13 protein-coding genes are annotated in these 13016 nt (G+C 59.3%); 11 read left to right on the forward strand and 2 right to left on the reverse strand.

Annotation, left to right across the window (positions count from 1 at the left end):
• The first annotated feature begins 24 nt into the window (after nt 1–24).
• From gluQRS to pgi, 10 genes are all read left to right on the forward strand, one after another.
• Complete coding sequence (gene gluQRS / locus ABNF92_RS07660) at nt 25–897, forward strand: tRNA glutamyl-Q(34) synthetase GluQRS (RefSeq protein WP_349343857.1); 873 nt, start codon at nt 25–27, stop codon at nt 895–897.
• Between the two features lie 50 nt (nt 898–947).
• Nucleotides 948–1124, forward strand: coding sequence for a hypothetical protein (locus tag ABNF92_RS07665; RefSeq protein WP_048497702.1), 177 nt, complete (start codon nt 948–950; stop codon nt 1122–1124).
• Nucleotides 1114–4077, forward strand: a complete 2964-nt coding sequence (locus ABNF92_RS07670) for an ATP-binding protein (RefSeq protein ID WP_153634897.1) — start codon at nt 1114–1116, stop codon at nt 4075–4077. Before ABNF92_RS07665 ends, ABNF92_RS07670 begins: the two co-directional genes overlap by 11 nt.
• 7 nt (nt 4078–4084) lie before the next feature.
• Nucleotides 4085–5488 (forward strand): sigma-54 dependent transcriptional regulator, encoded by a 1404-nt coding sequence (locus ABNF92_RS07675; RefSeq protein WP_069184803.1) that lies wholly within the window; start codon nt 4085–4087, stop codon nt 5486–5488.
• Nucleotides 5489–5905: 417 nt separating this feature from the next.
• Nucleotides 5906–6166: a hypothetical protein gene (locus tag ABNF92_RS07680; RefSeq protein ID WP_227514598.1), complete on the forward strand. Its 261-nt coding sequence runs from the start codon at nt 5906–5908 to the stop codon at nt 6164–6166.
• Nucleotides 6159–7523, forward strand: coding sequence for a polynucleotide adenylyltransferase PcnB (pcnB, locus tag ABNF92_RS07685; RefSeq protein ID WP_069184801.1), 1365 nt, complete (start codon nt 6159–6161; stop codon nt 7521–7523). Before ABNF92_RS07680 ends, pcnB begins: the two co-directional genes overlap by 8 nt.
• Entirely contained in the window at nt 7523–8020 is a 498-nt protein-coding gene (folK, locus tag ABNF92_RS07690) for a 2-amino-4-hydroxy-6-hydroxymethyldihydropteridine diphosphokinase (RefSeq protein ID WP_153634896.1), read from the forward strand. Before pcnB ends, folK (ABNF92_RS07690) begins: the two co-directional genes overlap by 1 nt.
• Nucleotides 8021–8079: 59 nt before the next feature.
• Nucleotides 8080–8874, forward strand: a complete 795-nt coding sequence (gene panB, locus ABNF92_RS07695) for a 3-methyl-2-oxobutanoate hydroxymethyltransferase (protein ID WP_069184799.1) — start codon at nt 8080–8082, stop codon at nt 8872–8874.
• Nucleotides 8871–9719, forward strand: coding sequence for a pantoate--beta-alanine ligase (gene panC, locus ABNF92_RS07700; RefSeq protein WP_153634894.1), 849 nt, complete (start codon nt 8871–8873; stop codon nt 9717–9719). Before panB ends, panC begins: the two co-directional genes overlap by 4 nt.
• Nucleotides 9720–9741: 22 nt before the next feature.
• The gene (gene pgi / locus ABNF92_RS07705) at nt 9742–11403 is read left to right on the forward strand and encodes a glucose-6-phosphate isomerase (RefSeq protein ID WP_349343858.1); all 1662 of its coding nucleotides are present in this window, start codon (nt 9742–9744) and stop codon (nt 11401–11403) included.
• On the opposite strand, the gene folK (ABNF92_RS07710) is transcribed toward pgi, so the two are convergent.
• Together folK (ABNF92_RS07710) and ABNF92_RS07715 are read right to left on the reverse strand one after the other, a co-directional pair.
• Nucleotides 11386–11910 carry a 2-amino-4-hydroxy-6-hydroxymethyldihydropteridine diphosphokinase gene (folK, locus tag ABNF92_RS07710; RefSeq protein WP_069184796.1) on the reverse strand — a complete coding sequence of 175 codons (525 nt, stop codon included), beginning with the start codon at nt 11908–11910 and terminating at the stop codon, nt 11386–11388. The two genes, pgi and folK (ABNF92_RS07710), sit on opposite strands and share 18 nt — an antisense overlap.
• On the reverse strand, nt 11910–12284 hold the full coding sequence (locus ABNF92_RS07715) for a dihydroneopterin aldolase (protein ID WP_349343859.1): 375 nt from the start codon (nt 12282–12284) through the stop codon (nt 11910–11912). Before ABNF92_RS07715 ends, folK (ABNF92_RS07710) begins: the two co-directional genes overlap by 1 nt.
• 140 nt (nt 12285–12424) lie before the next feature.
• Here ABNF92_RS07715 and plsY point away from each other — a divergent pair, with 140 nt between their 5' ends.
• A complete protein-coding gene (gene plsY / locus ABNF92_RS07720) occupies nt 12425–13015 on the forward strand; it encodes a glycerol-3-phosphate 1-O-acyltransferase PlsY (RefSeq protein ID WP_291910064.1) in 591 nt (196 codons plus the stop codon).
• The last annotated feature ends 1 nt before the right edge of the window (nt 13016 follow it).

Here is a 13016-nt window from a genome sequence, read left to right on the forward strand (position 1 = left end):
TGCCCCGCCGGCTGACTGACGATCATGAACAACTCTTCCTATCGGGGCCGCTTTGCGCCCTCTCCGACCGGCCCGCTGCATTTTGGCTCACTGGTTACTGCGCTTGCCAGCTTTCTGGAAGCCCGCAGCCAGGGCGGCCAATGGTTTATTCGCCTGGAAGATCTCGATCCGCTGAGAGAGCCGCCGGAAGCGACCGGCCAGATTCTAGCCAGCCTGGACGCCCATGGCCTGTTCCCCGACGAACCGGTACGGTTTCAATCCAGACGTCACGACGCCTATCAGGCCGCCATCGATCAATTACTCGAAAGCGGCTACGCCTATCGCTGCCAATGCTCACGGAAAGAGCTGCAAGCCAACGAGGGGCGCCACCCCAATCACTGCCGCAGCCGCAAAGCCTTGGACAGTGACCGCCCATACGCCATCCGTTTTGCCCTGGAAGATGAGGACTGCCACTGGCAGGATCAACTCCTGGGCCCACAGCATCAAACCGTGCGGGCTGAGCTTGATGATCCCGTGATCCTCCGTAAAGAGGGGTTCTACGCCTATCAACTGGCGGTGGTTGTTGATGACATTGATCAGGGCATCACGGACGTGGTGCGCGGGTCGGATCTGCTGGATATGACAGCGCAACAGCAGCAGATCTACCGGGCTCTGGGCGCCCGCCCTCCCCGTTGGCTACACATCCCGGTCATACTGAACGAACACGGCCAGAAACTCAGCAAGCAGACCCACGCCCCGGCGCTAAACGACGAAGCGCCTGTCGACAACCTGTTCGCAGCCCTCGTTGCCCTTGGCCAGAATCCTCCTTCGGAACTGGCAACCGGTTCCCCGGAATCCTTGCTGGAATGGGGCCGGGAGAACTGGCACCGGGGCGCCATCCACCTGACATCCCGGTGAGGGACATGGTATAAAGCCTTTCTCACACCTCAGCGCGGATAGCATGCCTGATGTATATCTACCGTCTGGTCTTCCTGTTGGTACTGGCCATCTATATCTTTTCGCCCAACATCCTTGACTGGTGGACTTCGCCGGGAAACGTCTGGTACAGCCCCTACATTATCTGGGCCGGGCTGATTGCCATCGGTTTCTGGCTGGAATGGCGGCGGGACCCCAATGAGTTTTAGTGCCTCCGGTCTGCTGCTCGCCAGCCTGCTCTACCTGATTCTGCTGTTCGGCATTGCCTGGTTTACCGAGCGGGGCATGGTGCCGAGGCGCTGGGTTCGCCACCCGCTGGTTTACGTGCTCAGCCTGGGGGTATACGCGGGCATCTGGGCGGTCTACGGCGCCGTTGGCATGGCCGCCGAATCCGGCTACGGCTTCCTCGCCTACTACCTGGGCATCAGTGGCGCCTTTTTGCTGGCACCGGTACTTCTGAACCCGGTCATGAGGATTGGCCGCGCCTATCAGTTAACCTCCCTGGCCGACCTGTTCGCCTACCGCTACCGGAGCCAGTGGGCAGGAACCCTGGTCACCCTGTGTTCCGGCGGGGCCATACTGGCGCTGCTGAGCATGCAGATCCAGGCCGTCGCCACCTCCGCCAGTATCCTGGCGCCGGACACCTCTCCCAAGCTGATCAGTGTGATGTTCAGTATGATCGTGGTGTTGTTTGCCATGCTGTTCGGAGCACGCCGTAACCAGAATTCCGATAACCACCAGGGCCTGGTACTGGCCATTGCCTTTGATTCTCTGGTCAAACTGGCGGCGCTGCTGGTGCTCGGGGGCGTGATCCTGTTCGGGGTCTTCGATGGCATGAACGGTCTGGAGCGTTGGCTGGACAACCGAACCTCGCCAGCCACCACCATGACTCTGAGCATTGACGACGGCAGCTGGCGGGCATTGATGCTGATGTCCTTTGCCGCCGCACTGGTGCTGCCGCACATGTATCACATGACCTTCAGCGAGAACCCTTCCCCAAAGGCACTGGCCAAGGCCAGCTGGGGCCTGCCACTGTACCTGTTGCTGCTGGGCCTGCCGGTACCCCTGATTCTGTGGGGCGGGCAGGAGTTGGCCGTCACCACCGGCCCCGGGTTCTTCGCTATCGGCGCTGCCCAAGCGCTGGAGAGCCCTGTACTGACGCTGTTCATGTACATTGCCGGCCTGTCCGCAGCCAGCGGCCTGATGATCGTCAGCACGCTGGCACTGGCGGGCATGGCCCTGAACCACGTGGTCCTGCCGCTGAAAACCCCGAAAGACCAGGGCGACATCTATCGCTGGCTGCAGTGGATCAAACGTCTGCTCATCGCCGTGATCATTTTCCTGGCATTGCTGTTTCACGAGGCCGTTGGCAAGAACCTTGACCTTTCCATTCTCGGCGCCATTTCCCTGTCAGGCACATTGCAGCTTCTCCCGGGCGCCCTGGGCGTGATTTACTGGCCGGAGGGCAACCGCCGCGGCCTGATTGCCGGCCTGATTGTCGGATTGACCATCTGGGTGGTTACCCTGGTACTACCCTTCTCCCACACGGCCAATCTGCTGGCCTGGATAGACGCGCCGCTGATACCGGATTACACCAACTGGCATATATTCACGTTCGTCAGCCTGACCGCCAACATTACTGTGTTCGCGCTGATTTCCATCCTCAGCACCAGTACCAGTGAAGAGAACAGTGCAGCCCAGGCCTGCTCGCTGGGTGCGCTGTCCCGCCCTCAACGCCGTGAACTGCTGGCGACATCCTCCAGTGATTTTGTGCGGCAACTGGCGGAGCCTTTGGGCTATGGCGTCGCACGGCGGGAAGTGGAGCGGGCACTGAGCCAGTTGAAGCTACCCAACGTGGAATACCGGCCTTACCAGCTCAGACGACTGCGGGATCAGGTGGAGATCAATCTGTCAGGTCTCCTCGGCCCCTCTGTCGCCCGGGATATGGTCAAACGCCATCTCGGCTTCAAGCCCATGGCCCAGGGTGGCACCGCCCAGGACATTCGCTATGTCGAGCGGGCCCTCGGCGACTACCAGAACCGCCTTACCGGCCTGGCCGGCGAGCTGGACAACCTGCGACGACATTACCGCCAGACACTGCAAAACCTGCCGATTCCCGCCTGCTCGGTGGGCGAGGACGGTGAAATCCTGATGTGGAACCACGCCATGGAGGCGCTCACCGGCATTACCGCCGATGATGTGGTCGGTGCCCGGCTGATGGCACTGCCGGAGCACTGGCATCTGCTGCTCGAGGATTTCAACCGCGGGCCCGACCTGCATCGCTACAAACACCGGCTGGATCTGCGTGGCAAGCCCCATTGGCTGAACCTTCACAAAGCCGCCCTGAGTGGGCCGGACCACACCGAAGGCGGCAGCATCATCCTGGTGGAAGACCAGACCGAAACCCGACTGCTGGAAGATGAGCTGATGCACAGCGAACGGTTGGCGTCGGTGGGTAGACTGGCGGCCGGCGTCGCCCACGAGATCGGGAACCCGGTAACCGGCATCTCATCGCTGGCCCAGAACCTGAAACTGGAAACCGATAACCCCGATATTCTCGATACGGCAGACCAGATCCAGCAACAGACGCGGCGCATCTCCACCATACTGCAGTCGCTGATGAACTTTGCCCGCACCGGCAACCACGCCCAGGCCAACCGGTACGAACCGGTGACGATACATCGTTGCGTGGAAGAGTCTATCAACCTGCTCTCCCTGAGCGACAAGGGCCTGGGCATTCACTACATCAACGACTGCCCGCCCTCCTTGCAGGTGCTGGGCGATGAACAGCGCCTGGTGCAGGTGTTTGTTAACCTTCTTGCCAACGCCCGGGATGCCTCGCCCGAAGGAGGCACCATCCGGGTCAGTGGAAAGGGCGATGGCTACTCCGCTATCATCGAAGTCGTTGATGAGGGCTCCGGAATCCCCGGGGATCAGCTCGATCATATCTTCGAGCCGTTTTACACCACCAAGGCCCCCAACCAGGGAACCGGTCTTGGCCTGTCGCTGGTGTACAGCATTATTGAAGAGCACTATGGCAACGTTCAGGTAGACAGCCCGGCGGACGCCGACACTGGCCGGGGAACCTGTGTGAGGCTGAGATTGCCAGCCTACGAACCGGAAACCGGCAACATTGCCATCAGCCAGAACCAAAGGTCTTGAGACTCCTATGCCTCGCATTCTGATCGTGGAAGACGAAGACATTATTCGCTCGGCAGTTCGCAAGCTGCTGCTGCATGCCGGCTATGAAGTCGCCGATGCGGCTTCCGTGGAGGAAGCCGAACAGCACCACGAGCCGGATCAGTTTGACCTGATCATATCGGATCTGCGCTTGCCAGGAGCAGCAGGCACGGAACTGATCAACCGCGCACCCAATACACCGGTGCTGATCATGACCAGCTATGCCAGCCTCCGGTCAGCCGTGGATTCCATGAAAATGGGGGCCGTTGAGTACATCGCAAAACCGTTCGACCATGATGAAATGCTTGCTGCGGTGGAGAATATCCTGGCCCGCCAGCCCTCTGCCCGCAATGCGGGTGATGACTCGGCGGCACCCTCGGAAACGCCCGAGAGTAGCGACCCGGCCAATATCATGTTCGGCCAGTGCGAGCCTATGCAGAGGGTATTTACCCTGATCCGGAAGGTGGCTCCGACAGAAACCACCGTACTGATCCAGGGCGAATCCGGTACCGGCAAAGAGTTGGCCGCGCGCGCCCTGCACCTGCTGAGCCCCCGCGCCGCGAAACCGCTGATTTCGGTAAACTGCGCGGCCATCCCGGAAAGCCTGATTGAATCGGAACTGTTCGGCCATGAGAAAGGCGCCTTCACCGGTGCGGTTTCGGCAAGAACGGGTCTGATTGAGGCGGCTGATGGCGGTAGCCTGTTTCTGGACGAGATCGGCGAACTGCCGGCTGAAGCCCAGGCCCGCCTGCTTCGCGTGCTGCAGGAGAGCGAGATCCGGAAAGTGGGTTCAACCCAGAGCCGCACCGTAAATGTGCGAATGATTGCGGCCACCCATCGCAACCTGAAGGCCATGACCCGAACCGGGGAATTCCGGGAAGACCTGTATTACCGTTTGAATGTTATGCAGATCCGGATACCGCCTTTACGCGAGCGCCAGAGCGATATTCTGGGACTGGCTCGCCGCTTCCTCAAACGCCAGGGGGAGAGAATGGGCAAACCCGATCTCAACCTCAGCCCCGAGGCCATGCGCGCCCTGGAACGCCATCGCTGGCCGGGTAACGTACGGGAGCTGGAAAACGCCATTGAGCGCGCCACCATCCTCTGCGACGGGGATGTGATTACGCCGTCATTGCTGGACCTTGATAGCGAAGGCAACGACGAATACATCCCTGAGACCCTCGTGGAAGGCAACAACGAGCAGACTCACACCCGCGAGGTGGATTCCTCCAACGATCTCTCTTTGGAGGACTACTTCCAGCATTTTGTCCTGGAGAACCAGGATCGCATGAGCGAGACAGAGCTGGCTCAAAAATTGGGCATCAGCCGAAAATCCCTCTGGGAACGTCGGCAGCGGCTCGGCATCCCCCGGAAAAAATCCTCGGGCAACTGAGCCCGCCAAAGTGTGAATCGGCACTCAGTTGTTACCCCATGTTCCTGTCGGTAACACTCCCCACTAAAGTAACGTGATCTGGGTAACACTTAGGTTGAATACGGGGTAACACTTATGGCCTACAAAATCGTAAGGCACTGTTAATAAAGAACATTCAAAACCTGGCACACGAACTGCAATCTATTTGGCGCACAACAACAAAAACAAGAGCGACAAAGCAGCGCCAACAACAAGAACAAAAAGCTGCGGGAAACGTTCGGTAACAAAAACAACAACAGAACGTGAGCGAACTGAGTGTTTTGGGTACTTTGCTTTTTAGTGGTCCCACGGCACGTGCGAGTTGTAGATGTAGAGAAGAATCGCCTTTGAGGTGACGCTGCAGCTACCCCAGACCCGCCCGATGTCTCTGACCGCTCTGTGTATTCAAAGCTTTCCGTTTGCGCTGCTGAGATGCCCCTCAATGGGGATATGCAGTGGGGTACAAAAACCAAGAAAAATCCCGGCAAAAACAAAAACAATGCAGATCGTCAACGCTTTGAGGGCGGATTCGTGAAAACGGATCCGCCTTTTGATTTTCTGGGCCCCGGAACGGTAATCCACGGCAAACGTGTGCAAATCCTGCTCAAACCGTTAAACTCTCGGTTTTTGCTCATCGCAACCACGGATTTCAATGCCTAAACGACTCGTCGAAAAACTCCGTTCCTTTATGCCCGGCAACGGAAAGAAGAAAGCCCGCACCTACCAGCGACGGGAAATTCCCCGGGACCAACACAATGTCTCACGCTCGGTAATCAGCGAGCCTGCAAAGAAAGTCCTGCATCGTCTGAACAAATCGGGCTATGAAGCCTACCTTGTAGGCGGCGGCGTCAGGGATATCCTGCTGGGTGGAAAGCCCAAGGATTTCGACATTGCCACCAATGCCACGCCGGAGGAAGTTCACGACCTGTTCCGCAATTCCCGGCTGATCGGACGCCGGTTCCGGATTGTCCACGTGGTGTTTGGCCGCGAGGTGATTGAGGTAACGACCTTCCGGGGCAACGCCACGGAAGCGGATACCGACACCGATGATGACGATCGCAGGACCAATGAACACGGTCTGCTGCTGCGCGACAATGTCTACGGCAACCAGGAAGAGGATGCCCTGCGGCGCGACTTTACCGTCAATGCCCTGTACTACTGCATCCGCGACTTCACCGTTATCGACTTTGCCAACGGCATCGAAGATCTGCGCAACCGGCAACTGCGCCTGATTGGCGACCCGGAAACCCGCTACCGGGAAGACCCGGTGCGTATGCTTCGTGCTATTCGCTTTGCCGCCAAACTGGGCTTCGATATTGAACCGGAAACCGAAGCGCCAATCGGTGAGTTAGCCCCTCTGTTAACCCATATCCCGCCCGCGCGCCTGTTTGATGAAGTACTCAAACTGTTCTCCGCAGGCCACGGTGAAGCCACTTACGATCTACTGACCCGTTACAACCTGCTGGAGCCCCTGTTTCCGGAGACGGTCAGAGCCATTCAGGCCGGAGAGCCGGACGAGCTTATTCGCCAGGCCCTGAGAAACACCGATGCCCGGATTGCCCAGGGCAAGTCGGTCACGCCCTATTTCCTCTTTGCCGCCATGCTCTGGCCTGCGCTGCAGGCAGAATGGCACCGCAGGCAGGATAACGGTGACCCGGTCCAGCCCGCCCTGCACGGTGCCATTGGCAAGGTGATTGGCCGCCAGGTTCAGGCGACATCGATTCCCAAGCGCTTCTCCGGCCCCATGAAGGAAATCTGGGAACTACAGATGCGCCTGCCCCGGCGCCAGGGCAAGCGGGCTTTTGCCACCATGAGCCACCCGCGGTTTCGCGCGGCTTACGATTTCCTGCTGGTTAGAGAGGCGTCGGGCGAGATTGAACCGGGGCTGGGCCAATGGTGGACCGAGTTCCAGCAAGAAGACGAACGTGGCCAGGAACGGATGCTGTCACAATTAAGCAGCGATGCGCCCAAAAAGCGTCGGCGTCGCCGCAAACCGGTCAAACGCCCCGCCCAGTAATGATGACAGACGTCTTTATCGGTCTTGGCAGCAATCTGAAAGACCCTGCAGCCCAACTGGCCCGGGCAGTCTCTGCCCTGGCTAACCTACCGGAGACGGTTCTGGTGGCCCAATCGCCCTTTTATGCCAGCCGCCCGGTGGGGCCCCAGGACCAGCCTGACTTTGTTAATGGGGCCGCGTGGTTAAGGACATCCCTGGCGCCACACCAGCTTCTTGACGAACTGCAGGAAATTGAACACAAGCACGGCCGGGAGCGGCTTCGGCACTGGGGGCCCCGCACGCTCGATCTGGACATACTGCTGTTCGGCAACCAGGTACTCGACGATGATCGCCTCACCATTCCTCATCGAGAGTTACGGAACCGCGACTTTGCGCTCCAACCCCTAATGGACCTGAAGGCCGACCTCGCTCTGCCGGATGGCACCGCCATTTCCAAGCTGCGCAGCCAATGCCCCGACAACGGCTTGCGCAAGCTTCCGCCGGCGGATTACCCTTAACACTTCAACGCCGATACCCCTGCACGCCCAGGCCCATCCACCCAAAAGGCAAGGATTCTATGGCTGTTACCATCAATACCCTGCGTGAGTTCAAGCAGAAGGGCGAAGCCTTCGCTGCCCTTACCTCCTACGACGCCACCTTTTCTCAGGTGGTCAGCGAAGCGGGCGTTCACGTCATACTGATTGGCGATTCCCTGGGTATGGTACTCCAGGGACACGACAGCACTCTGCCGGTCACCATGGATCAAATGGTGTATCACGTCAGCTGTGTGGCCAAAGGCAACCGCGGGTCCCTGATCATGGCTGACATGCCCTTTATGAGTTACGGCACTGTTGAGACTGCCCTGGAAAATGCCGCCGAACTGATGCGGGCAGGCGCCCACATGGTAAAACTTGAGGGCACGGACTGGATGAAAGAGACCATTACCGCCCTGACCGAACGGGCCGTGCCCGTATGTGCGCATCTTGGCCTGACGCCGCAGTTCGTCAATAAATTTGGCGGCTACAAGGTGCAGGGCCGCGACGAAAAGGCGGCCGAAATGATGATCGAGCATGCCTGCGAACTGGAGGCAGCCGGCGCCGATGTCATCCTTCTGGAATGCGTCCCCGCGCCTCTGGCGGCGCGAATCGCCCAGGCCGTCAAAGCACCGGTCATTGGAATAGGCGCAGGCCCGGACACTGACGGCCAGATTCTTGTCCTGCACGACATGCTGGGCATTACCACTGGCCGCAAGCCGCGGTTCGTGAAGAACTTCCTGGCAGAGACAGATTCAATACAGGAAGCCCTGCAGGCCTACGTGAAAGCCGTGGGCGAGCGCACATTCCCCGCTGAGGAGCATACGTTCAAGGCATGAGAACCGTACATTCCCTGAAAGAACTGAGAACCATCCTCCGCGGCTATCGCCAGCAGGGAAAAACCATCGGCCTGGTTCCCACCATGGGCAACCTGCACGAAGGTCATATTTCACTGGTTCGCAAGGCGGCTGAAATGGCGGATGTGGTGGTAACCAGCATCTTCGTGAATCCGATGCAGTTCGGAGCCGGCGAAGACCTGGATACCTACCCGAGAACGCTAGCCGAAGACCAGGAAAAGCTCGCTTCCGCCGGAAACACCCTGGTATTCGCGCCCGCCGCCGAAGAAATCTACCCGGAAGGCCTGGCGAAGCAGACCCAGGTTATTGTGCCTGATGTCAGCGATGGCCACTGCGGTGCCAGCCGGCCAGGTCACTTTGAGGGCGTAGCCACGGTGGTTACCATGTTGTTTAACATGGTTCAGCCAGACTTTGCCGTATTTGGCGAGAAGGATTTCCAGCAACTCGCCGTGATCCGGAAAATGGTCAGGGACCTGATGATTCCGGTGGACGTGGTGGGCGCCCCCACGGTGAGAGAGGACGATGGGCTGGCGAAAAGCTCACGTAATGGTTACCTGACAGCTCAGGAGCGGCAGATTGCGCCGGCGGTCCACCAGGCCCTGCAGGCCACAGCGACCAAGATCAACGATGGTCGTACAGATTTCCAGGCACTGGAAAGCGAAGCTGAGCAGAGTCTCGGGGATGCTGGTCTCAGGCCGGACTACTTCAACATCGTCAACAGCCAGACCCTCAAGCCGGCCACACCGGAGGACAGGGAGATTACCATTCTGGCAGCAGCCTTCCTCGGCAAAACCCGCTTGATCGACAACCTGTCCCTTACCCGATAAGCCAACAGAAAAGGAACCTCTGATGCCCGCACATCCTGCAGTACTGACCTCGAAACCCGAATGGCAGACACTGAAGGAGCACAGGGAACGCCTGGAAGGCGTTTTGATGAAGGATCTGTTCGATAAAGATCCGGGGCGGGCAAAGCGCTATTTTATCGAGGGAGCAGGTCTGTCACTGGATTTTTCCAAGAACCGGCTTACGGATGAGGTGTTGGAGGCACTGTTGGCTCTGGCCAGCAGCTGCGACCTGGAAGCCAGGCGGGAGGCCCTGTTGCAGGGGGAGCGGGTCAACATTACCGAAGATCGCCCTGCCCTGCATACCGCCCTGCGCCATCCCGGCAACGAGGCCATCATGATAGACGGCGAGGACGTGGTCGCCGTGGTACAGAGCACTCTCGATCGCATGGAAACACTGGTAAACGACGTTCTGCACCAACGTCGCACCGGATACACCGGCAAGCTTTTCACCGATGTAGTGAGCATCGGTATCGGCGGCTCCTATCTGGGCCCAAAGCTAGTCAGCGAAGCCCTTCAGCCCTACGCCCAGTCTGGTATCCGCTGCCATTACGTGGCCAACATCGACGGCACAGAGATTTGTGAGACGCTTCGCCAGGTAAACCCGGAAACCACCCTTTTCCTGATCCAGTCGAAGTCCTTCCGTACGCAGGAAACGCTGGAGAACAGCAAGGTGGCGCGACAGTGGTTTCTGGACCGCTGCGGTGATGAACAGGCTGTCTCGCGGCATTTCATGGCAGTGACCGCCAACGTACCCGCGGCACAGGACTTCGGCGTTGATTCGGACAACGTTTTCCCGATGTGGGATTGGGTAGGCGGACGTTACTCGCTCTGGTCTGCCATCGGACTTCCCATTGCCTTCCGTGTTGGCATGGCCAACTTCCGGGCTCTGCTGGCCGGCGCCCATGCCATGGATCAGCACTTTCGTGAAGCGCCACTGGCGGAAAATCTGCCTGTCGTCATGGCCATGCTTGGCGTCTGGTACAACAACTTCTGGGGTGCCGAGACCCACGCAATCCTGCCCTACGATCACTACCTTCGCAGCCTGCCGGACCACCTCCAGCAGCTGGACATGGAAAGCAATGGCAAGAGCGTGACCCAGGCCGGCGATACCCTGGGCTGGCAATCCGGACCGGTCATCTGGGGTGGGGTCGGCGCCAATGGCCAGCACGCCTATCACCAATTGATCCACCAGGGCACCCGACTGATTCCGGCGGATTTCATCATCCCCCTGAAATCCCACAATCCGGTGGCTACCCATCACGCAGACCTGTTTGCCAACTGCCTGAGCCAGTCCCGGGCCATGATGGCCGGCAAATCACTGGAAGAAGCCAGGTCTGAGCTGAAAGCAGAAGGGCGGGACGAAAGCGAGATTGAGCAGCTTGCGCCCCACAAGGTCATCCCCGGCAATAAGCCGAGCAATACCCTGACCATGGAAAAGGTTACCCCGGAGACCGTGGGAGCCCTGATCGCGCTCTACGAACACCGCACCTTTGTTCAGGGGGTAATCTGGGATGTAGATTCATTCGACCAGTGGGGCGTGGAACTAGGCAAACAACTGGGCAAGGGTATTTTGCCGCGACTGCTTGGGGATGAAGGAGGCAACCAGGCCAGCGACAGCTCGACCGATCACCTTATTGAGCGGTTCCGCTCAGCCGGCAGCGCTTGAGATCTGCCGCCCTTGCCAGTTGAAATCCACCGGCCAGAGCCGCTGGCCGGTGCTGTATTCCCGCCACAACTGGCCGTAGGATTTACCGCACACCGGATGCACCTCCTCCGGCGCGATGTCGGCGAGCGGCCGCAGCACGAAAGCGTTTTTCAGGATTTCCCCTCTGGGCAGCTCGACGCCGTCTATCCGACCGACCGCGTTACCATAGGTGAGAATATCCAGATCAAGGGTCCGCGCGCTGAATTTCGGGACATCCCGACGCCGGCCGTTGTCGGCTTCCAACTGTTTGAAACGCTGTGACAGCTCGGCAACCGACAAGGACGTATCTACACCCACCACAAGGTTCAAGAACGGTGACCCGTCAAATCCGACAGCCTCGCTGTCATAGACCGGGGAGATAATCAGCTCGCCAAACCACCCAGAAAGGGCATCAAGTGCCGCAGTGACGTAGCGCTCCCTGTCCACATTGCTGCCAATGCTGATGTATACCCGGGCGGCCGCTGCCATTAACGTGCTCCTGTCTCAGTTTTCTCTCCCCGTTCGATCCGCACGCCCACCGCCTTTGCTGCGGGTACAGCGCCAGGCTTGCGGATAGCCAGTCGCAGCCAGCTTATGCCGAATTCATCCTGCAGGGTTTTGGCCAGAACTTCCGCCCCATACTCAAGCAGTTTCGGCCTGAGCGTCTGCAGGCAGGACTCGACCCGGGTACTCACAGCCGCGTAATCCAGAGCGTCAGCAACTTCGTCGGTCTTGCCCGGCGCCCGGTTATCCCAGGCCATTTCCAGATCAATCACCAGGCTCTGGGTGACTTCCCGCTCCCAGTCGTAAACTCCGACCACAGTCTCCACAACCAGGCCTTCGATCAATACGGTGTCTGCCAAGGGTGCTCCCGGGTTCTTCCACTCTTTGGTGATTGAATAACGCACAGCCAGGGGATACTGTGATCAAGCCCGCCTGCGTTTTCAGGGCGGGCATTTTCGCACATATTGGCCATAGTCGTCTTTGCTTCCGAGCCCACAGCATGCTTCTCAGTGACCCGGTGTTAACGGTTTTACTCTGCGCCGCCGCGTATGTGGCAGGCTCGGTGTTGTTTGCGCTGCCGGTATGCCAACTCTGGAAACTGCCAGACCCGCGGGCCCAGGGCTCCGGCAACCCCGGAGCCACCAACGTCTACCGCACGGGCGGTTGGGCGCCAGCACTGCTGACTCTGGCGCTGGATGCGGCCAAAGGCTGGCTACCTGTATGGCTGGCTCATGCCGCCGGACTTTCGGTAATGGTTCAGGCCGTCGTTGCCCTTTGCGCCGTCACCGGCCACATGATCCCGGTTTTCTATCGATTCAAGGGTGGAAAAGGGGTTGCAACCGCACTCGGGGCCGGCCTTGCCCTGGCTCCGGTTACAACGTTGATGATGGCCGCTATCTGGATGCTGGTGATCTGGCGCTGGCGCATCTCAGCTCTCGCCTCCCTGGTGGCGATTATCAGTGGCCCGTTGATCAGCGCCTTCCTTGAACCGGAAACCCTGCCCCTGTTCGGTCTGCTCGCCCTGCTGATTGTGGTTCGCCATCGGAACAATCTGATCCGGCTGGCCCAGGGACGCGAAGCCGGGCTGTAGC

It is taken from the genome of Marinobacter sp. MMG032, assembly GCF_040112695.1.
GTDB lineage: Bacteria > Pseudomonadota > Gammaproteobacteria > Pseudomonadales > Oleiphilaceae > Marinobacter > Marinobacter salsuginis.